The sequence below is a fragment of the Anaerolineae bacterium genome, assembly GCA_025062375.1.
GTDB lineage: Bacteria > Chloroflexota > Anaerolineae > SpSt-600 > SpSt-600 > SpSt-600.
Map to the genome: position 1 here is coordinate 33,571 of JANXAG010000013.1, position 19,246 is coordinate 52,816.

The window sequence follows — 19,246 nt, forward strand, 5'->3', positions numbered from 1 at the left end:
AAATTAGCCTCCTTCAGCGTGCTATTTTGGAAAGCAATACACCCACTTCATAAAGCAAAATTAACGGTATCATCACAAGGCTCATGTTAAAGGGGTCAGGTGTTGGAGTTATAACCGCCGCTATTATGGCGATCACTACTATGGCATACTTGCGGTTCCGGCCAAGCCATTCAGGGGATATAAGGCCGAGTTTGGATAAAAAATAAATAACCAGGGGAAGCTCAAAAGTCATCCCCATCCAAAAGAGGAAGTTGGTCACGAAATTTATATACTCCCCGATGGTCCACTGGGCCCTAGCCAGGTCTCCTCCGAAAGTGAGAAGATATCTTACAACAAAGGGCAACATTACAAAATAGGCAAAGGCTAACCCAGCCAGGAAGGAGAGAGTAGCTGCGGGGATGAGCCAGTAAAGGTAACGTCTTTCATGAGGATAAAGGGCTGGGAGGATGAATTTGATCAGCTGGTAAACGATAAAGGGCATAGCCAAGGCTAAACCTGCAATGAAAGCTACCCTCAAATACGTTATGATCATTTCTGTGGGACGAAGGAAAATGGGCTTAAGTTCTCCCATGGGGGAGATGAGGATTTTGAGGAACTTGCCAGTGAAGAAAAGGCTGAAAATGATGGCTAAAACCAAAGCAATAACTGACTTAATCAGCCTTTCCCTGAGCTCTTCAAAATGCTCTAAGAGACCCATCCGGGCCTCAGATAAGTCGTTATTGTTTCTTTCCTCTCTCTTCGCCTTCACGATTTTCCAGTTTTAACTCTTTCTCAGCTTCCCGAAATTCACGAGCAATTTGAGCTGTAACATCCCTGGCAGCTTCCCGGAATTCCCGAATGCTTTTACCCAGAGCCTTCGCCAGCTCCGGAAGCCTTCCAGGCCCGAACACAATTAAAGCTATGAGGAGAATTAGAAGCAATTCACCGGGGCCTATCCCCATGAAATTCATTTTTTCTTCCTCCTCTTCCTCTTTTTCCTGTTGCCCATCACGAAACTTTCCTCCTTTTCCACCACAGTCCCCAGCACCCCGTTTACAAAGCGATAAGAGTTATCGTTTCCGAAAAGTTTGGCAAGCTCCACTGCTTCATTTATGGCCACTTTCACAGGTGTTTCAGGAACATAACCGATCTCATAAAGAGCAATCCTGAGGATGTTACGGTCAACACAGGGTAACTGATTTATAGGCCAGGCAGGTGCATATTTGCTTATAATGGAATCCAGTTGTTTGAGGTTGACAATAACTCCCAGAACCAGGCGCCGGAAGTATTGAACTAATTCGTCAGGTAAAGGATTTTCCTCAAGCCTGCTCTGCAGGACTGTTTCAGGATCGTGCCCCACTATATCAATTTCAAAGAGGGCCTGTAAAGCAAGAACGCGAGCATCCCTTTTCTTGCTGACCATCTTCTAAGACTTTTTCTTGACTCCTTCTATCCGAATGTTAACTTCTGAAACCTCCATACCGGTAATGTTTTGAATGGCTCTGGCTATTTCGCTCTGAAGTTCAAGCCCTAACTTATACATGTTGACATCAGCATTAGCAATAATGTGAAGGCTAACCCAAACTTTATCATCCTGCACCTTGACCTTCACCCCACCCTCTGGAACGTGAAACTTGAAAAGGCCAGGAAGGGCTACGGCTATTACCTCCGGGTGAGATAATGCTGTTAATCTGACTATGGTTTTCAGGACTTTTGGCGATATTATAACCTTACCAGGGATTGCACGCTCCATATTAAGTGGCTAAACCTCCGTCTACGGCTAAAACCTGGCCTGTTATAAAACTGGCCTCATCGGAAGCCAGAAAGGCTACTGCATTGGCTACATCTTCAGGTTTCCCAACCCTACCCAATGGAGTAAGTTCAATGGCCTTCCTCTTGAGCTCCTCCGGCAGAGAAGCAGTCATATCGGTTTCAATAAAGCCCGGAGCCACGGCATTAACTGTGATATTGCGGGGGCCAAGCTCTTTGGCTAAGGCCTTTGTAAAACCTATAAGGCCCGCCTTGGAAGCACAATAATTTGCCTGGCCCGGATTCCCCCTGATCCCTGCAATTGAAGTAATATTAATTATGCGGCCATAGCGCTGTTTGAGCATGGTGCGAAGGACGGCTCTGGAACAATTGAAAGCGCTCTTCAGGTTAGTATCTATCACTTCATCCCAATCCGATTCTTTCATCATAGCCAAGAGATTGTCACGGTTTATGCCAGCGTTGTTAACCAGGATATCCACCTTGCCAAAGGCTTTGATAGATTCATCTACGAGACGCTGGGCCTCTTCAAATTTGCTTACATCGGCTTGAATGGCAATGGCTTCACCACCTCTGGCTTTAATTTCCTCCACCACTTCCTGGGCCGCTTGAGCTCCTTTGTTGTAATTTACCACTACTTTTGCCCCAAGGGAGGCCAGTTTTAAGGCTATCGCTCTTCCTATCCCCCGGGAACTTCCGGTAACTATAGCCACCTTCCCGTCAAGTTTCATTTACACCCTCCAGGCGCTCAATTCTAATTTTAGCCCTTTAGATAAAATTTTCAAGTTAAAAGCCCCGCCCCTTTTCCTCACCTCACAAACTGACCAATGGCCAGAAGGATGCTTATGACCGTGCCCAGAACCGCTATGGAGCCAATCAGCCAGCGGGACTGAGCCAGCATCCTCTCCTGAATAAGGTCAAGCCTCGCCTCCATACTCCTATGAAATGAGTCAAAACGCTCATCCATATCTTTTCTCAAAGCATCAATTCGGCCATTTACTTCCCTCTGGAACGAGTCAAAGCGTTCATCCATGTCCTTCCTCAGGGCATCAATCCGGTCGTGAATGGCGTCGAAACGTTTGTCCACCAATTCAAAACGTCTGTCCACAGACTCCCTGAAAGCTGCAAGCTCCGTCCTTATACCTTTCAAATCCTCTTCCATCCTCTCAAGGCGAAAAATGACCTCTTTAAACTCCTCACGAGTCACAGCCACCGATGGTATCGCCTTCACAAACCACGAAAGAAGGTCCAACGTGGCCTTATCCCCAAGAGCTTCTCTAACGCTTGTTGGAACCTCCACCGCTATCTCAAGTCCCCTCTTTTCCATAGTTCATCTCCTTGAGTTCTTTAATAAAACTCTCGAGTTCGGAAGAGTTCCCAATGTTGAAAACCCTAGCTCCTGGCGCTGTTCTTTTGATAAGACCGGTAAGCACTTTCCCAGGGCCGATCTCTACAAAAACTTCAACCCCACTCTGGGCCATGAATTCTACCGATTCTTTCCAGAGGACCGGTCTTGTCAATTGTAGCGCTAATTCCTCCACTATCTCTTCAGGATTCTGGATGGGAAAAGCCTTAGTATTGGCTACAACAGGCCAGACCGCAGGTTTTATATTAACTTCGGAAAGGGCCTTTTTTAATCCTTCCTGCACTGAAGCCATCAATTCTGTGTGAAAGGCTCCACTCACTTTAAGAGGTATGACCTTAGCTCCGACAGCTCTGAGGGCCAAGAAAGCTTCTTCCAACGCCTCTCTATGCCCTGAGATGACGTATTGCTCTGGAGAGTTATGGTTGGCGACTTTAAGACATAAACCTGTGCGGAAAGATATTTCCTGACATATCCCTTCAAGCTTCTGGAGGTTTATTCCGATAACGGCTGCCATTCCTCCACGATGCTTTTCTCCGCTTTCCTTCATCAGGCAAGCCCTTGTTCTTACCAGTGAAAGCCCCTCCTCAAAGCTCATAGCACACGAAGCCACCAGGGCAGTGTATTCCCCGAGACTGTGGCCAGCTACAAAGAGAGCTCTATCCACTTCTATCCTACTCTTCAATGCTTCCCATAAAGCCAGGGAAACTACAAAAACAGCTGGCTGGGTATTTATAGTATCATTAAGGGCCTCTTCTGGGCCTTCAAAACAAAGCCGGGAGAGGGGAAATTTAAGGATTTCATCGGCTAACATGAAGACTTCCGCTGCTTCCTGGTAAGACTCAAAGGCTTCTCTCCCCATACCTACGTATTGGGAACCCTGTCCGGGGAAAACAAAGGCTAGTTTCATTTTGCAACGTAAGAAGGAAGTTTTTTGGTCAAAATTTCCTCTGCTTCAGCTATTATTCGCTCAATAAGGACTTTTACCGGGACTATGTCGTGTATAAGGCCACAGGATTGTCCCGCCATGAAGGAACCGTTTTCCCAATCTCCTTCCAGCACTGCCTTACGAAGGGCGCCGGTGCCAAAGGCAATTATTTCCTCTTCTGAAGCTCCCTTCTTCTCTAATTCCTGGAACCGGTGAACCATGGGGTTTTTGAGGGCTCTAACAGGGTGACCAAGGCTATGCCCTGTCACCATAGTGGCTCTATCGTGAGCTTTCACAATTTGCTCTTTGTAAACAGGATGCGCAATGCATTCTTCAGTGCAAATAAAGCGAGTCCCCATCTGCACTCCGACAGCCCCAAGGGCAAGGGCAGCTGCAAGACCACGTCCGTCGGCGATGCCACCGGCTGCAATAACAGGTATCTTCACGGCATCTACCACCTGAGGGACAAGTGGCATGGTGGCCACGTCCCCGATATGGCCACCTGATTCCATCCCTTCGGCCACCAGAGCATCAACCCCTAATCGTTCAAGGCGCTTGGCGAGCGCTACCGAGGCCACTACCGGAATAACTATTATCCCTGCTTCTTTGAGGAGGCCTATGAAGGGAGCTGGATTCCCTCCCCCAGTTGTCATTACCGGAACTTTTTCTTCAATGCATATCTTTACCACTTCAGAAACGTAAGGGGAAAACATGGGAACGTTTACCCCAAAAGGTTTGTCAGTCCGCTCCTTTATCTTACGAATCTGGTCCCTTACATAATCTGGAGGAGCGTTTCCAGCCCCCAATACTCCAAGGCCTCCAGCTTCTGAGACAGCCGAAACCAATTCGGCAGTAGCCACCCATGCCATTCCTCCCTGGATAATGGGGTGCTTTATCCCTAACAAATCGCAGAGAGGAGTTTTTAGCATTTTGTCCTCCCGAGGGGATTTACTCTTCTTCTACCTTTAACACCTTTATCCCCCGGTAGTTTCCACAGTAAGGGCATACCCTGTGAGGGAGGGTTGGCTTGTGGCATGAGGGACAGGGCGCAAGCTGGGGAGGTTTAACGGAATAATGGCTTCGACGCCTGTCTCTTCGGCCCTTGGAAACCTTTTTCTTGGGCAGAGCTCCCATTTCCGGCACCTCCTTTGGGTTTTAATTTTCAAGAGCAACTTTAAGGGCTTTAAGAGCTGCCCAGCGTGGATCTATTTCCTCTTCCTCGCATCCACATGGCCCCAAATTGAGGTTGTGGCCACATTTAGGGCAAAGCCCAGGGCAATCGGGCCTGCACAGAGATTTCATCGGGATGTTCAGGATAATGTGCTGGCGTATAACTTCTGTGAGATCCAGAATGTGAGAAGAGTCTATCAAGTTGCTCTCCTCCACCTCGGCTGGGTCCCAGGCGAGATGAGAGCCTGTGTCTACATCTATGGTGGCCTTGAACTCTTCCTTTATTTGAAACTCAATGGTTTCCACAACTGGCTCCAGGCAACGGCCGCAGTAGAGGTTTAGGGGTATTCTAAAAGTGCCTGTTACCAGGATGTTATAACGACCAGCGTGAAGGAGAACAACCTTGCCCACAAGGGGTCCAGCCGGGCTGAAGCTTTCATCCAGGCCTTCTACCGACTCATGTATTTCGTATTCCCGGAAAGCCCCTGTGGGTTCTTTGAGAAGTTGGGCAACGTTAAAACTAAGCAATTTTACCCCCTCCATTTGAGTTCCCAAATTATATTACACTTACCAGGCCCTGTCAAAATAATTTCCGCTGAAGTCCGAGTTAACATACGGATTCCGAGAGGCCGAGGCTGAACCCTGCTCTCAGGAGTGCAAGATGCCAGGCTGAAAGGAACAAAATGGAACAACACCTTTCGTCCTTTATCCATCCCTAAGGGCCGGTTGGGGCTTGGCGATGAGAAGCGGAGCCCTTAGTTAAGGTAAACCTTAAGTTCCTCCCCCTCCAGGGTTTCCTTTTCCATGAGAGCTTGAGCTAAACGGTCCAGCTTACTTCGATGAGTCCTCAGAATTTCTTTGGCCTTTTCATAGGCTTGCTGGATTATTCTCCTAACTTCTTCGTCTATCTCCTGAGCTACTTTTTCGCTGTATTCCCTTTGCTCTCCGATCTCTTTGCCCAGGAAGACCAGCTCTTGCTTTTCTCCAAAGGTCATAGGGCCGAGCTTTTCGCTCATGCCGTAGCGAGTAACCATCGCTCTCGCCAATTTTGTAGCTTGTTCCAGGTCGTTAGCAGCACCCGTGGTAATATCGCCGAAAACAATTTCTTCTGCCGCCCTGCCAGCCAGGAGTCCGGAAAGGTCATCCAGGAACTTGGATTTGCGCTGAAGATAACGATCCTCTTCTGGAAGGGGCATGGTGTAACCAAGGGCCATTCCCCTTGCAATGATAGAGATTTTATGGACTGGGTCGCAATTGGGCAGGTGATGCATGACCAGAGCGTGGCCAGCTTCGTGGTAAGCGATAATGCGCCTTTCTTCCTCGCTTATTATACGGCTTTTGCGTTCGGGGCCAGCGATTACTCTCTCTATAGCCTCCTGGAATTCTCTCATTCCTATGGCTTTCTTGTTGCGGCGAGCAGCAAGGATAGCAGCTTCGTTGACCATGTTCTCGATATCAGCTCCTACAAAGCCCGGGGTCTCCCGAGCCAGAACGTCCAGATCTACATCTTTGTCCAGAGGTTTGTTGCGCACGTGTACTTCCAGAATAGCCCTGCGGCCTTTCACATCAGGCCTGTCCAGGACAACACGTCGGTCAAATCGACCCGGCCTCAGGAGGGCGGGATCAAGGATGTCAGGTCTGTTGGTGGCTGCCATGACTATAACGTTAGTGTCAGTGTCAAAGCCGTCCATCTCCACCAGTATCTGGTTTAGAGTTTGTTCTCTTTCATCGTGAGAACCGCCCAGGCCTGCTCCACGATATCGGCCAACTGCGTCTATCTCGTCAATGAACACAATGCAAGGACTGTGGCGTTTAGCCTGGTCGAAAAGGTCCCTTACTCTTGCAGCGCCAACACCCACGAACATTTCCACGAATTCGGAACCGCTTATGGAGAAAAAGGGGACTCCCGCTTCGCCGGCCACTGCTTTGGCCAGCAAGGTTTTGCCTGTCCCAGGCGGTCCTACCAGAAGCACCCCTTTAGGTATTCTGGCTCCCAGAGCTGCGAATTTCTGGGGTTCCCGGAGGAATTCCACCACCTCTTTGAGTTCTTCTTTGGCCTCATCCACCCCAGCTACATCGTCAAAAGTCACGGTAGGCCTTTCGGTAGTGAAAAGTCTGGCCCTGCTTTTGCCAAAGGAGAAAGCTTGATTGTTGGCTCCTTGTGCCTGACGCATAAGGAAATAGAAGAGGGCAGCCACGAAAATCAGGGGCAAAAGCCCTCCCAAAACCGTCACCCATTCCCCAAGACGGCTGCGCTTTTCCACTACTATCTTGACCTGGGCCAATTTCTCCTGGGGGACACCGAGGTTGGACAAGGTTTCCGTTACGCTGACCCCAATCTCCTTATAAGCCATGTAGAGCCGAGTGCTTCCGGCTTTCTTGACCTTGACTTCACCATCGGAAACGATTAACTCTTCCACCTCCCCATCCTTAAGCCACTGGGCTACGGTGGAGAGAGGCACTTCGGTATAGGCTTTAGGGGAAGAAAACATGCTGAAGAGAAGCACCCCCACTAATACCAGTATCAAAAGGTAAAGGATCTCGTTCCTGCTCGCTCCTCTGCGCACCTCTAACCTCCTGCGATTTCTCCTGTTAAATTATACCACAAAAACTCCCCAAATTAAAAGGCTCAGGTCGTTTCTGCTAAGCCCTCGTTCTGCGGCTTATACCCTTTCCCGGATAAATCTCTGGGATGCATGAAGACTGGGCGAATTTCGTTACCTCTTTAAGCTGTGGTATAATTCCATCAGGAAGAAAATTATCAGGAGGGGATTAATGAAGGTCACTCTCGTCTATGCGGGGATTTCAGGGTTAGGCTTCAATAGCCTGGGCAAAGGGATGGACGCTGGATGGGTAAGCCATGGCCTGGCCCACCTTTCATCGGCAGCTAAGGCCCAGGGATTTGAAGTAGACCTGATTGACCTCAGAGCCCTTTCAGGTTGGGAAGAGTTCCGGGATGAGGTAAAGAAAAGGGATCCCAGAGTCGTAGGCCTCACCATGATGAGTGTGGATTACAACCCCGTGATGCGTTGCGTTGATATAATCAAAGAAGAAGTTAACCGCAACATCATTACCGTAGTGGGTGGACCCCACCCCACCTTAGCTCTGGATGAGGTCATCAAAAATCCCAACATTGATTATGTGGTGATTAGGGAAGGGGAGATAACTTTCCCCAGGCTCCTTAGAGCTATTGAGGAGAACACACCCCCGAAAGAACGAGTGCTGGTGGGCGAACCACCGGATCTGGATGCCATTCCTTTCCCTGACCGGGACCTTTTCCTTGAAGAATGGCGTAAGTACGGATATGACCTGGATTCTCCTGAAGTGCCTTTCGTGGAAGAACTTCCGCCACCTTTCCTGACCATTATTGCTGGGCGAGGTTGCATGTATAATTGCAGCTTCTGTCAGCCTGCAGAGAGGAAAATTTTCGGGCGTAAAGTGCGCAGGCGCAGCCCCCAGAACATTATCGCTGAGCTTAAGCTTTTGAGGGAAAAATACAAATTTGCCAGCTTTATGTTCCACGACGATTGCTTGACCGAGGATCGGGAATGGGTGACCGAGTTCTGCCGCCTCTACAAGGCCGAGGGGTTCACTCAGCCCTTCTTCTGTCAATCCCGGGCCGATATTCTCGTACGTCACGAAGATATGGTAAAACTTATGGTAGAAGCAGGATGCCGTGGGATGTTCATAGGCTTTGAATCGGGCAGCGATCGGGTGCTAAGGTTCCTGCGCAAGGGTACCACCAGAGAGATAAACTTGAAGGCTGCTAAAATCTGCAAGAAATACGGCATAGCTATCTGGGCCAATTACATGCTTGGCATTCCAACGGAAACCAAAGAAGAGGTAATGGAAACCATTTCCATGCTTAAGGAAATTGACCCCGACTATTACAGCCCCGCCTTCTACACTCCTCACCCCGGCAGCGATCTCTACGATTACTGTATCGAGCATGGCCTTTCTCTCATTACCAGCCATGATCAATACCGCCGCAATCCAACAGAAATGAAGATTAAAGGTCTGGATTACGAATTCCTCATGTGGGCTCTTGAGGAATCCCAGCGCCGCAAGCCCTGGAACGCTTTCAAGCGCAAAGCTCGAAAGCTCTGGAAGAGATATGCCAGCCCCAGGAAAGCAATTCGCAAGGTTATAAGGTTAGCCAGAAAGATTGCTGGAGCACAGGCGTGATGACTAAAGTCTACCTAATAAGGCACGGGAGGACTGCTTGGAACAAAGAAGTTCGTTTCAGAGGGCGGGTGGATTTGCCCCTGGATGAAGTAGGAGAAGCTCAGGCCAGAGCTATAGCCCTGAAGCTCAAAAGCCGGCCTATAAAAGCCATCTACTCAAGCCCTTTAGAAAGGGCTATAAAAACGGCTGAGCCTCTGGCTGAAGCTCTCGGGTTGAAAGTTACGCCAGAGGAAGGGTTCATGGACATAAACTATGGCCAGTGGCAGGGGCTTTCCCCTTCCCAAGTGGCAGAACTTTATCCGGACCTTTACCAGATATGGCTGGAAAGTCCTCACCTGGTGCGAATTCCCGGAGGTGAAAGCCTGGACGATGTAAGGGCCAGGGCTGAAAAAGCCCTTGCGAAGGTTTTAGAGCAACATCCAGGGGAAGAAATTGCAATTGTGGGGCATCAGGTGGTTAACAAAGTGCTTCTGTGCGCCGTTTTGGGGCTGGGCAATGAGTGGTTCCAGCGGATAGAGCAAGATAACGGCTGCATTAACCTTTTTGGTTACGACGGAAAAGGGTTTACCATCTTTTTTCTCAACGATACCTGCCACCTGAATCAAGGCGATCTCACCTGGTAGGAGCTTACGGGCTGGCCCTCGCGATTGTATAAAGTAAGCTTTTTGACCTGGTGAAGGATGGGCTTATCGAGGCCCCAATAGAGCTCGGCAGGATTATTTTTGCCGGAGTGTGTATAAAGGGTTACTGCTCCCTGAGGCCAGAGGAGGAAATCAGGGAAAACATAGCTTAGATTATCGGCGGTGAGGCGCCAGCCGGCCATGTTTTTCACCTTTTCAGCGGCGCTCCGGATTATAATGGCTTCTTTGCCTTCGACACCGGCATTTATTATCGCCTCAATATACACTCCTTCTTCGCTTACGGCTGGCGAAGGGATGGGGGTGGGACTTGGCGGCTGGGTTGCTACAGGAGTGAAAACCGGGGTCGGTGGTTGAAAGGGCAGGGTAAAAGTGGGGGTGGGTTCTGGCAACTTGCCTCCAGGGATTAAGAGTTCCTGTCCGGGGTAGATGAGGTCGGGATTGGAGATGGCATTGATGCGCATCAGGTCTTCCAGGGAGACCCCGAACTTTTCTGCAATGTGAGAAAGTGTATCCCCTTCTTGGACCACGTAGGTTCTTGGGCGAGTTGCCTGGGGCTGCGGGGAAGCCTCTGATGACGGAGATGATACAAAGGCTGGGGTGGGGGTGGGCAAAATGTATACGGGTCTTCGGCCCAGGGCGAAAACCACTATAAGGCTTATAATAAGTGAAACCACAGCGTTTACACTTAGTATGAAAATAGCCTGCCTCCGGGTCATTTCTGTCCTCCTTGGAGGAAATTATACCCTGCAATCAATTGCGAAGGCAATTTATCCTGAGAGTGCTCCCCGAAACCTTAAAAAGGGAGCAATCAACCAACCCCTGCATCCCGCCCACGAGTGGGACCCTAAACCATGGCAAACCTCAAGCCCACGAGGGTGGGGAAAATTCGGAGGTCCAGGGGCAAAGCCCCCTGGCAGGGGGCCTGGGGGATGTGCCCCCAGAATCCTCAAAAAGGGAGCAATCAACCAACCCCTGCACCCCGCCCACGAGTGGGACCCTAAACCATGGCAAACCTCAAGCCCACGAGGGTGGGGAAAATCGGGGGGTGGAGGGGGGCATAAGCCCCCATCCCGAGAAGTATAAAGCCTGACACTAAAAGCTAAACGGAAGAGCCCCATCTCAGGCCACAAGGAGAGCTTTGCGCAGTCCTGCCCAGCAGCGTGTTCCAGGATGAAGACATGCACTATTGACTTGCAGGCGACATCCTGATAACCGCAACCAACAACGGGATTGAAAGAAGCTGAGTCACTACCGAAAAGGCGACCATCGAAGGAAGCGATACATCGTAAAGGATGCCCAACAAAGCACTTCCCAAGAACCAGGCAATCCCAAATCCTGTATTGAAAATGCCATAAGCTGTACCGCGCTTGTCCCGGGAAACCATCCCCGCCACAGCAGCCCGCATGATGGACTCCTGCGCGCCAATGCTTGCCCCCCAGAGGGCTACACCAAATAATGCCCCATGGAAACGACCCAGAAAGACCATAGGAACCGCAAGGGCCGAGAGCACCACAACTATCAGGAGTACCTTAAGCCCCAACCGGTCATAAACCCGTCCAAGCCCAAGGGCTGCGAGCGCATCCACCCCCATGGCCACGGCGTAGAAAATCGGAATCCACACTTCAGGGACAACCCCGGCTTTGCCAAAGTGGAAAGCTATAAGCGGGAAATCGGCTACGCCGGCCGCTACAAAAGCCATAGCTATAAGGTAGAGCCAGAACGCTCGGGCAAGACCCCCTGGTTGCATCGCACCAGCGCTGATTTCCAGAGCTTGCGGTCGGGGGTTAAGATTGCGCGCAACGGTGAGCACAGTCAGGGCAAATAAAGCTGGAACAAGCAACGCAGCAAAGCTGAGACGGTATCCTCCTCCGAGGTAAAGGACTGCTGCTACAACCATTGGCCCCAGGATGGCGCCGATCTGGTCAAGAGCTTCGTGCACGCCGAAACCCCATCCACGCCCTATTCTACTTGTAGCATGAGAAAGCATCGCATCGCGAGCGGGCGTCCGTATAGCTTTGCCGATGCGTTCTGCTACTATCAGCGCCGCAGCCACTTCCCAGCGCCCGGCGAGGGCGAGGAGTGGAACAGCCAGCAAGTTTACGGCGTAGCCTACGAACGTAAAGCCCCAGTATTGCCGAGTCCTATCGCTCAAATACCCGGATACCAGGCGCAGAGAATAACCGAGCAGTTCCCCCAAGCCGGCCACAACCCCGACTACTGCGGCACTGGCCCCCAGTAGCCCAAGATATGGCCCGGTAATGCTGCGGGCCCCTTCGTAGGTCATATCAGCAAACAGGCTTACTACCCCAAGTAGCACAACAAATCTGAGAGCTAAAGCGGTGGAGCTGACAACATTGGCAGGCTTACCATCCACGGAAGCACCTCCTTTTCTAAAACAGCCTGATCTGAAAGTTCCTCTCCGCTTGCATGGAAAGAACCCTTGCTTGTTCCCTCAAATTTATTCTCAAGGTGAATAGCTGTCAAATCTTTCAGACCCCCGCCGGCAGCGAATAATATTGTGCCCCAGAAAACCAGCGCCCACTGGCTATCGGGTAAGAGTGACCTTCTGAAGTCCAGGAGGGCGATCGGGGTCAAGCCCCTTTATAAGGGCCAGATGCAGGGCAAAAAGCTGCCCTGGAACGACCGCCACGAGAGGAGAAAGCCATTCTGGTATACCTTCAGGGAGAGGAAGAGGTGTGATAGCTTCATCCAAGAGTTCCGGCCGATCGGAGATAACGATGAGTTCAACCCCGCGCGACTTAAGTTCCAGAGCAAATTCACGCATCATGTCAAACATTTTGCCGCTGGGGGCGATGAGTAGAGCCGGGAAACCCTTACTTATCAGAGCGATTGGGCCGTGCATGAAATCGGCTGGGGAATAAGGTTCAGCTATGAGAAGATCAAGTTCTTTGAGCTTAAGGGCAATTTCGAAAGCAGTGGCATAATTATAGCCCCGCCCCAGGACGACACAGGCCTCCATATAGCGGTACCGCTCCACTACATTGGCGATGTGTTCTTCGCCAGCCAGGAGTTTCTCTAGAGCCAGAGGCACACCCCGTAAGGCTTCCAGGCGCTCATGATCGTTTTCCAGAGCGCAAGAAAGCAGAGCCAGCGCAGCAAGTTGAGCTGTGTAGGTTTTAGTAGCCGCCACCGCTCGTTCCTCACCGGTGTGGAGCAAGATTACATAATTGGCCTGGGCAGCTAAAGGGGAATCAGGATAATTAGTGATGGCTATGGTTGGCACACCCTGACGCCTCCCCTCCTCCACAACGGACACGACATCTGGCGATTGACCTGACTGAGAGATCCCGATGACGAGAGCTCCTTCCAGTCGAGGTGGCTGACCATAAATGCTGAAGAGCGATGGTGTGGCCAATCCCACAGGTAAACGATTCCAAGCTCCGAAAAGATACTGAGCGTAGCGAGCTGCATTGTCAGAAGAACCGCGGGCAGCGATGATAACGTAGCGCACATGGCGAGCGCGGATGGCTGCTGCTATTTGCATTATATTGTTGGTCTCTTTTTCCAACAAACGGAGGATAGTTCCCGGCTGCTCGCGGATTTCGTAGCTCAGGTAACTCATGGCCTCATCTCCGCCGGATAGCTCTAACTGAACGCCCTGTATCCAGTATATCCAAAAGCTCCCGCAAAACAAGGTTAGGACCTGCCCGACGGTAAATCTCCGGAGGCCATTGTTTCCCGTGGATGCATTTGAAAGTTGTTTTGTAGCTTTGCGCGTGTAAGTTATAATTCTCCCAAAAGTGGCAATAAAGCGGAGAAAAAACTGGGGGAGGAGCCATGGCCAAGTACCTTATCGTAAACGCTGATGATTTTGGACGAAGCCGAGGGGTAAACAGAGGGATCCTTAAAGCCCACAGAGAAGGAATCGTCACAAGCACTTCCCTCATGGTGAATCAGCCTTTCGCCCAGGAGGGAGCTTCAATTCTGAAGGATACACCATCTCTGGGAGCAGGCGTTCACCTCGTTTTCTCGGCCGGAAAGCCCATTCTGCCGCCGGAGAGGGTACCCACTCTGGTCGACTCCAACGGATTTTTCTTTCCTCAGGAAGTCCTTTTCATGAAAGCTGGGGAAATTTCGCCTGACGAACTCAAAGCTGAGTTCAAGGCTCAGATTACCAGGTTCTACGAGCTCGTGGGTCGCGAGCCTGATCACCTTGATTGCCACCATTTCATCCACGTTCACCCCTATTTTTTTGCCGTTTATGTAGAGGTAGCGAAAGAAATGGGATTACCCATACGCAATCCCCTCCCCCGCGATCCTCAGGAAATATCCGTCGTCCTTAGGTCCCTGCCTTCTGCTCTCAAAGATTTGCCTCAGGAAATAGCTTTGGCTGTCCTGGAAACTGATCAAAAGCTTGCCAGTTCAGTTCCTTCTCCCGACCGCTTCATTGGCTCCTTCTTCGGAGAAGAGGCCGTAACCCTGGAGAACCTTTTATCCATATTGGAAAGCGTAGGAGAAGGAGTTACGGAACTCATGTGCCATCCAGCTTTCGTAGATGAAGAGCTTCTTTCCTCAAGCCAGTACGCTTTTCCCAGGGAGAAAGAACTTGAAGTATTGTGTAGCCCACTGGTGCGCCGCAAAGTTGAGGAGCTGGGGATAGAGTTGGTTACCTTCTCAGTCCTCTCGGGAGGTAAGTGAGCATGGATGTGGAATTTCATCCCGAGAAGATAGACCCTTCGGCTTTCATCGCCCCTGGGGCTTTTATAATAGGAGACGTAACCATAGGGCCCGAATCCAGCGTGTGGTTTGGGGCCGTGCTTAGGGGGGATATCGCCCCCATAGTGGTTGGCCGAAAGACCAATATCCAGGATGGAGCTGTGGTGCATGTGGACATCGGACAACCAACTTTCATCGGGAATGGGGTAACAGTAGGGCATGGGGCTATTCTGCATGGTTGCACGATCAGGGATAACGTGCTTATAGGTATAAGGGCAGTGGTGCTTACGGGAGCAGTAATTGGGGAAAATTCCATCGTAGGAGCTGGTGCAGTAGTAACCGAGGGGACCGTTATTCCGCCCAATTCTTTAGTGTTGGGCATACCAGCCAGGGTGGTGGGAGAAATAACTCCGGAGCTTCTCCAACGCATTAAGGAGTCGGCAGAGCATTACAGAAACTATATCCAAGTTTACAGGGGGAGCTTTCGGGCCAGATAATAGGTTACGATATAGAGGGAGAAAGAGAGGGCAAAGAGCGTTCTGAACCCTCCAACATCCACTACGATCCCTCCGAAACCGGAAAGGAGTGTAGCTATTCCCATTATCGTGTTGTAAAGCCCAATGTAAAGGGGCCGCTCTTCTTCAGGGGAAAGCTTGATAGGGTAGCTGGCCCCTACTATCGCTCCTGCGGGAAGGAAGGCTCCATTCAGGGAAAAAACCAGCACCATAAGGTAGGGAACGGCCGGCCCCTCTGGCCATAAACTCATGCCGAGGGCAATCAATAGAGTAACAGCATTTCCAAGGCCATAAGCCATGAGGATTAAACGCTCCCCAAACCTGTCAGTCAGTAAACCCCAGGGGAGATTGGAGACAAGCTGAGCAGCTACACGTACGCTCAAATAGAGGCCCAGCATGCCAGGGGTAGCCTGTAGGATTTTCTCCGCAAAAACGGTGAAGAAGGGAGTGGAAGCTCCAGCCAGAGCCAGAGCAACCTGGGAAAGGATGAAGGTGAAAAACATCCTGTCTTCCTTGAGGACATGGCCAGCTCTTCGCCACTGTTCCCCAATTGTAACAGGTTGAGGGTTAGCTCTGCCCGGCGGCTCCCTTATCGCTATAAAGGCCCCCATCGCCGGAGCAGTTATGAGGCAATACAAAGCAAAGAGAATAGCGAAGTTTTTGGGGAAAGGAGGGCTGGAAAAACTCAACACCTCCTTTACAATCCAGCCAGCGCTTATTCCCAGAATTCCTCCCAAAAGGAGCCTCAGGGCGAAGAGGCTTCCGAGGCGCCGCGGGGAAACGGTTTTAGCCGTTACCTCGAAGAAAGCTATGCCCGCTATTCCCGATACGAGCCTCGCCAGGAGGTAAAGAGAGAAAAAGGTGGCCAGAAGCACAGAAGAGCTATCGGTGAAAAAGACTGCCAGGGCCAGAAACAACCAGGCTGCCAGTCGGATGATCGCTGTATAGGTGTAACTCGGCATCTTCCTCTCCATCCGCTGCACGTAAGTGGAAACAAAAATTTGAGGAAGATACCATCCTGCGTCCCCGAGCGGGGCCACCAGCCCGGCAAGAAAATTGGAAGAACTAAGCTGGCTCACAAACCAGGTGAGGACAAGGTATGGGTCGATAAGCCTTTCGGCGAAATTGAAGAGGGCACCGTTTATGACATTGAGGTAAAAGCTGCGCCTTTCTTCTCTATCCATGATTTAGGGCCTGCGTTTGCGAGAAAAAACAAAAGCCAGGAGGAAAAAAACAGTAGCCACAAGGACTATTGAAGCCCCCGATGCTACACCCAGATAGTAAGAAAGGTAAAGGCCTATTATTCCCGAAACAACCCCTATGGCTGCTGAGAGCGCCATCATCGCTGGCAGACGATTAGCCAGAAGGTAAGCTGTGGCGGCTGGAGTAATAAGCAAAGCCACCGCCAGAGCTACCCCTACCGTCTGGAGGGAAACCACCACCGTAACCGAAATCATGGCTAAAAAGATGTAATTGAGAAGGTCTGCCTTTATCCTCAAAGTGGAAGCCAGGATGGGGTCGAAAGCCATGACCATGAACTCTTTGTAAAATGCCATCACTGTAATGATAACGGCCGCCCCGAGACCAGCGATGAGAGCTAAATCTCCCCACGAGACAGCCAGCACGTTCCCGAACAGGAAATGGGCGAGATCCACTGCGTAGTTCCTCACCGAAGAGATTATAGCTATCCCCAGTGCCAGCATTCCAGCAAAAATTATGCCTATGGAAGCATCTTCCCGGAGCTTTGTTTGCTTGCTCAAAGCTCCAATTCCCAGAGAAGCAAGGATAGCAGCAACGATGGCTCCCCAGAAGATAGGGCCCTTTGCCCCTTTACCCAGAAGGTAACCTATAGCCACTCCTGGCAAGATTGAATGGGCCAGGGCATCCCCGAGGAAAGCCATACCCCTCAGCACCACGTAACTCCCTACAACCCCGCACACAATGCCTACTATAATGGAAGCAATCAAAGCCCTGACCATGAAGGGGTACACAAGAGGTGCAAGCAAGAAATCCATCACCATTCTCCCCGATTGCAGCAAGTATCGCCTACTATCCTGAAGCCTTCAGGGGTTTGGAGGAACTGAAGGTGACCGCCGTAAGCCTGCTTGAGAAGCTGGGGAGTAAAGACCTCCTCGGGGCAGCCAAAACCCAGAAGGCGGCGGTTAAGGAGCATAACTAAGCTAAAATGCTGGGAAGCCAATTCTAAATCATGGGTGGCTATGATTATGGTGACATCCCGGTGATTGAGAGCTTTCAGGATCTGAAGTATCTCTTCGTGGGATGGGGCATCCAGGCCGTTAAAGGGCTCATCCAGGAGCATAAGCTCGGCCTCCTGCGCCAGAGCCCGGGCGATAAAAGCTTTCTGCTGCTGTCCACCTGATAGTTCCCCTATCGGGCGGCGGGCCAGCTCCGCAAGGCCCACCATTTCCAAAGCCTTGTACACCAGTTCCCAGTCCTTCTTCCGGGGCCACATCAGGGGGCCAAGCTTGGCAATGCGCCCCATCATAACCACGTCAGCTACGGTGGCAGGGAAACTCCAGTCCACTTCGCTTCGCTGGGGGATATAAGCTATGCAGACGTGCCCCCCTGGTTCATAGCCATAAACCTTTATCTCTCCTTCCTGAGGCTTTATAAGCCCTGCTATAGCTTTAAAGAGAGTGCTTTTGCCCGCACCGTTTGGCCCTACTAAAGCGACAAAATCCCCCTTTTCCAGCGAAAAAGAAATTTCTTCCAGAGCTGTAACCCCGTTGTAACGGACAGTAACCCCTTTCAGTTCCAAGACGGGGGTGCCAGTTCTGTGCTCAAGGCCCTTGCATTTAAAGGGCATCATTTTAATGCCTCCACTATAGCTGAAACATTGTATCGCATGAGTTCAAAGTAAGTTGAAGCAGGCCCTCCCGGCTGAGAAAGAGATTCTATGTAAAGTGGTATCACCTTTATCCCTGTATCCTGAGCAATCTGTTCGGCCATCTTCGGGCTGGCGGAAGCGCTAACGAAAATAGCCGGCACCTTCTCTTCCTTAATCAATTCAATAAGTTCGGCAATGTCCTGAGCTGATGGTTCGGCAAGGGTCGTAACTCCTGGGATGATGGTTCCCACCTGCTGGAACCCGTAGCGCCTGGCGAAATACCCGAAAGCCATATGGTCCGTAACCAGCTTGCGGCGTTCCGGCGGCACACCTTCTACCTTTTCTTTTATCCAGGTATCAAGTTCCAGGAGTCGCCTCTCGTAATCCGAGGCCTTTTTCTGGTAAAGTTTTGCATTTTGTGAATCCACCTTCCCGAGAGCCAAGGCAATATGCTGGGTCCAGGTAATAACATTGATGGGGTCAAACCAAACGTGAGGGTCCACTCTAAACTCATGCTCATGTTCTTCGTGGCTCTCGCCTTCAAAGGGCAAAAGCTCTATCCCTTCTGAGAGGTCCACAATGAGAGCATCAGGCGAAGCGTTTTCCAGCAACCGTTTTAGGAAAACCTCTTCAAGGCCTGCTCCGTTGATGAAAATAATGCGGGCTTGAGAAGCTTTAATCAAGTCCTGGGGCGATGGCTCGTATGAATGAGGGTCAACTCCAGGAGGTAAAAGGACGAAAAGCTCAATAGCATCTCCTCCTATCTCCCTGACCACATCCCCTATAATGGAATTTGTAGCTACGACCTGAACTTTCTCCTTCGTGGAAGGCTTCGGAAAACAACTTCCCAGGAGGAGGACTATAAAGACCACGAATCTAAGCATAATTTCCTCCCGAACTTAGAAATCTAAACCTCAGTATAGCACAACCTCAGGGAAGGAGCAAAGAACTTAAAACCTTGCCTTTAGAGACCGCTACCAGATGTCAGGCGAGCGAACCTCAAGCCCACGAGAGTGGGGAAAATCGGAGGATCCAGGGGGAAAAGCCCCCTGGCAGGGGGTCTGGGGGATGTGCCCCCAGAAACCTTCAAAAAGGGAGCGATCAGCCAACCCTTGCACCCCGCCCACGAGTGGGATCCGGAACCGTGGCGAACCCTGAGCCCACTAGGGGGAA

At 50.8% G+C, this 19,246-nt stretch carries 22 protein-coding genes; 4 read left to right on the forward strand and 18 right to left on the reverse strand.

Annotation, left to right across the window (positions count from 1 at the left end; translation table 11 throughout):
- Window positions 1-13: 13 nt before the first annotated feature.
- The 11 genes from tatC to ftsH all read right to left on the reverse strand — a co-directional run bounded on the left by tatC (window position 14) and on the right by ftsH (window position 7,774).
- Window positions 14-748 (reverse strand): twin-arginine translocase subunit TatC, encoded by a 735-nt coding sequence (tatC, locus tag NZ653_05275; protein MCS7286528.1) that lies wholly within the window; start codon window positions 746-748, stop codon window positions 14-16.
- Window positions 717-950 carry a Sec-independent protein translocase protein TatB gene (gene tatB / locus NZ653_05280; protein MCS7286529.1) on the reverse strand — a complete coding sequence of 78 codons (234 nt, stop codon included), beginning with the start codon at window positions 948-950 and terminating at the stop codon, window positions 717-719. The genes tatC and tatB overlap by 32 nt, the downstream gene beginning before the upstream one ends.
- Window positions 947-1,402, reverse strand: coding sequence for a transcription antitermination factor NusB (gene nusB, locus NZ653_05285; GenBank protein MCS7286530.1), 456 nt, complete (start codon window positions 1,400-1,402; stop codon window positions 947-949). Before nusB ends, tatB begins: the two co-directional genes overlap by 4 nt.
- Before the next feature lie 3 nt (window positions 1,403-1,405).
- Window positions 1,406-1,732, reverse strand: a complete 327-nt coding sequence (locus NZ653_05290) for an Asp23/Gls24 family envelope stress response protein (protein MCS7286531.1) — start codon at window positions 1,730-1,732, stop codon at window positions 1,406-1,408.
- 1 nt (window position 1,733) lies between these two features.
- On the reverse strand, window positions 1,734-2,477 hold the full coding sequence (gene fabG, locus NZ653_05295; protein ID MCS7286532.1) for a 3-oxoacyl-[acyl-carrier-protein] reductase: 744 nt from the start codon (window positions 2,475-2,477) through the stop codon (window positions 1,734-1,736).
- Window positions 2,478-2,554: 77 nt separating this feature from the next.
- A complete protein-coding gene (locus NZ653_05300; GenBank protein MCS7286533.1) occupies window positions 2,555-3,073 on the reverse strand; it encodes a hypothetical protein in 519 nt (172 codons plus the stop codon).
- Entirely contained in the window at window positions 3,054-4,019 is a 966-nt protein-coding gene (gene fabD, locus NZ653_05305) for an ACP S-malonyltransferase (GenBank protein MCS7286534.1), read from the reverse strand. The genes NZ653_05300 and fabD overlap by 20 nt, the downstream gene beginning before the upstream one ends.
- Entirely contained in the window at window positions 4,016-4,966 is a 951-nt protein-coding gene (gene fabK / locus NZ653_05310) for an enoyl-[acyl-carrier-protein] reductase FabK (protein MCS7286535.1), read from the reverse strand. The genes fabD and fabK overlap by 4 nt, the downstream gene beginning before the upstream one ends.
- A gap of 19 nt (window positions 4,967-4,985) precedes the next feature.
- The gene (rpmF, locus tag NZ653_05315; GenBank protein ID MCS7286536.1) at window positions 4,986-5,171 is read right to left on the reverse strand and encodes a 50S ribosomal protein L32; all 186 of its coding nucleotides are present in this window, start codon (window positions 5,169-5,171) and stop codon (window positions 4,986-4,988) included.
- A 21-nt stretch (window positions 5,172-5,192) separates the two neighbouring features.
- Window positions 5,193-5,735, reverse strand: a complete 543-nt coding sequence (locus NZ653_05320; protein ID MCS7286537.1) for a DUF177 domain-containing protein — start codon at window positions 5,733-5,735, stop codon at window positions 5,193-5,195.
- A 227-nt stretch (window positions 5,736-5,962) separates the two neighbouring features.
- Window positions 5,963-7,774 carry an ATP-dependent zinc metalloprotease FtsH gene (gene ftsH / locus NZ653_05325; protein MCS7286538.1) on the reverse strand — a complete coding sequence of 604 codons (1,812 nt, stop codon included), beginning with the start codon at window positions 7,772-7,774 and terminating at the stop codon, window positions 5,963-5,965.
- Between the two features lie 208 nt (window positions 7,775-7,982).
- Between ftsH and NZ653_05330 the strand changes: the two genes are divergently transcribed.
- Window positions 7,983-9,392 (forward strand): B12-binding domain-containing radical SAM protein, encoded by a 1,410-nt coding sequence (locus NZ653_05330; GenBank protein MCS7286539.1) that lies wholly within the window; start codon window positions 7,983-7,985, stop codon window positions 9,390-9,392.
- Window positions 9,392-10,015 carry a histidine phosphatase family protein gene (locus NZ653_05335; GenBank protein MCS7286540.1) on the forward strand — a complete coding sequence of 208 codons (624 nt, stop codon included), beginning with the start codon at window positions 9,392-9,394 and terminating at the stop codon, window positions 10,013-10,015. Before NZ653_05330 ends, NZ653_05335 begins: the two co-directional genes overlap by 1 nt.
- Here NZ653_05335 and NZ653_05340 read toward each other — a convergent pair.
- From NZ653_05340 to NZ653_05350, 3 genes are all read right to left on the reverse strand, one after another.
- Window positions 9,994-10,749, reverse strand: coding sequence for a LysM peptidoglycan-binding domain-containing protein (locus NZ653_05340; GenBank protein MCS7286541.1), 756 nt, complete (start codon window positions 10,747-10,749; stop codon window positions 9,994-9,996). The genes NZ653_05335 and NZ653_05340 overlap by 22 nt on opposite strands.
- Before the next feature lie 467 nt (window positions 10,750-11,216).
- Entirely contained in the window at window positions 11,217-12,317 is a 1,101-nt protein-coding gene (locus NZ653_05345; GenBank protein MCS7286542.1) for an MFS transporter, read from the reverse strand.
- Window positions 12,318-12,578: 261 nt separating this feature from the next.
- On the reverse strand, window positions 12,579-13,616 hold the full coding sequence (locus NZ653_05350) for an SIS domain-containing protein (GenBank protein MCS7286543.1): 1,038 nt from the start codon (window positions 13,614-13,616) through the stop codon (window positions 12,579-12,581).
- 215 nt (window positions 13,617-13,831) lie between these two features.
- Here NZ653_05350 and NZ653_05355 point away from each other — a divergent pair, with 215 nt between their 5' ends.
- Entirely contained in the window at window positions 13,832-14,692 is an 861-nt protein-coding gene (locus tag NZ653_05355; GenBank protein MCS7286544.1) for a carbohydrate deacetylase, read from the forward strand.
- Window positions 14,693-14,694: 2 nt separating this feature from the next.
- Window positions 14,695-15,207: a gamma carbonic anhydrase family protein gene (locus NZ653_05360; GenBank protein ID MCS7286545.1), complete on the forward strand. Its 513-nt coding sequence runs from the start codon at window positions 14,695-14,697 to the stop codon at window positions 15,205-15,207.
- Here the strand turns inward: NZ653_05360 and NZ653_05365 are convergent.
- From NZ653_05365 to NZ653_05380, 4 genes are read right to left on the reverse strand one after another with little or no spacing between them, the layout of a single operon-like run.
- Entirely contained in the window at window positions 15,180-16,409 is a 1,230-nt protein-coding gene (locus tag NZ653_05365) for an MFS transporter (GenBank protein ID MCS7286546.1), read from the reverse strand. The genes NZ653_05360 and NZ653_05365 overlap by 28 nt on opposite strands.
- 3 nt (window positions 16,410-16,412) lie before the next feature.
- Window positions 16,413-17,243 (reverse strand): metal ABC transporter permease, encoded by an 831-nt coding sequence (locus NZ653_05370; protein ID MCS7286547.1) that lies wholly within the window; start codon window positions 17,241-17,243, stop codon window positions 16,413-16,415.
- Window positions 17,240-18,055, reverse strand: coding sequence for a metal ABC transporter ATP-binding protein (locus tag NZ653_05375; GenBank protein ID MCS7286548.1), 816 nt, complete (start codon window positions 18,053-18,055; stop codon window positions 17,240-17,242). The genes NZ653_05370 and NZ653_05375 overlap by 4 nt, the downstream gene beginning before the upstream one ends.
- The gene (locus NZ653_05380) at window positions 18,052-18,957 is read right to left on the reverse strand and encodes a metal ABC transporter substrate-binding protein (GenBank protein ID MCS7286549.1); all 906 of its coding nucleotides are present in this window, start codon (window positions 18,955-18,957) and stop codon (window positions 18,052-18,054) included. Before NZ653_05380 ends, NZ653_05375 begins: the two co-directional genes overlap by 4 nt.
- Window positions 18,958-19,246 lie beyond the last annotated feature (289 nt).

Excerpts from the sequence above, each read along its gene's own strand:
- tatB (MCS7286529.1), bottom strand. The coding sequence starts at position 950 with ATGAATTTCATGGGGATAGGCCCCGGTGAATTGCTTCTAATTCTCCTC.
- nusB (MCS7286530.1), bottom strand. The coding sequence starts at position 1,402 with ATGGTCAGCAAGAAAAGGGATGCTCGCGTTCTTGCTTTACAGGCCCTC.
- NZ653_05290 (MCS7286531.1), bottom strand. The coding sequence starts at position 1,732 with ATGGAGCGTGCAATCCCTGGTAAGGTTATAATATCGCCAAAAGTCCTG.
- fabG (MCS7286532.1), bottom strand. The coding sequence starts at position 2,477 with ATGAAACTTGACGGGAAGGTGGCTATAGTTACCGGAAGTTCCCGGGGG.
- NZ653_05300 (MCS7286533.1), bottom strand. The coding sequence starts at position 3,073 with ATGGAAAAGAGGGGACTTGAGATAGCGGTGGAGGTTCCAACAAGCGTT.
- fabD (MCS7286534.1), bottom strand. The coding sequence starts at position 4,019 with ATGAAACTAGCCTTTGTTTTCCCCGGACAGGGTTCCCAATACGTAGGT.
- fabK (MCS7286535.1), bottom strand. The coding sequence starts at position 4,966 with ATGCTAAAAACTCCTCTCTGCGATTTGTTAGGGATAAAGCACCCCATT.
- rpmF (MCS7286536.1), bottom strand. The coding sequence starts at position 5,171 with ATGGGAGCTCTGCCCAAGAAAAAGGTTTCCAAGGGCCGAAGAGACAGG.
- NZ653_05330 (MCS7286539.1), top strand. The coding sequence starts at position 7,983 with ATGAAGGTCACTCTCGTCTATGCGGGGATTTCAGGGTTAGGCTTCAAT.
- NZ653_05335 (MCS7286540.1), top strand. The coding sequence starts at position 9,392 with ATGACTAAAGTCTACCTAATAAGGCACGGGAGGACTGCTTGGAACAAA.
- NZ653_05340 (MCS7286541.1), bottom strand. The coding sequence starts at position 10,749 with ATGACCCGGAGGCAGGCTATTTTCATACTAAGTGTAAACGCTGTGGTT.
- NZ653_05345 (MCS7286542.1), bottom strand. The coding sequence starts at position 12,317 with ATGACCTACGAAGGGGCCCGCAGCATTACCGGGCCATATCTTGGGCTA.
- NZ653_05350 (MCS7286543.1), bottom strand. The coding sequence starts at position 13,616 with ATGAGTTACCTGAGCTACGAAATCCGCGAGCAGCCGGGAACTATCCTC.
- NZ653_05355 (MCS7286544.1), top strand. The coding sequence starts at position 13,832 with ATGGCCAAGTACCTTATCGTAAACGCTGATGATTTTGGACGAAGCCGA.
- NZ653_05360 (MCS7286545.1), top strand. The coding sequence starts at position 14,695 with ATGGATGTGGAATTTCATCCCGAGAAGATAGACCCTTCGGCTTTCATC.
- NZ653_05365 (MCS7286546.1), bottom strand. The coding sequence starts at position 16,409 with ATGGATAGAGAAGAAAGGCGCAGCTTTTACCTCAATGTCATAAACGGT.
- NZ653_05375 (MCS7286548.1), bottom strand. The coding sequence starts at position 18,055 with ATGATGCCCTTTAAATGCAAGGGCCTTGAGCACAGAACTGGCACCCCC.
- NZ653_05380 (MCS7286549.1), bottom strand. The coding sequence starts at position 18,957 with ATGCTTAGATTCGTGGTCTTTATAGTCCTCCTCCTGGGAAGTTGTTTT.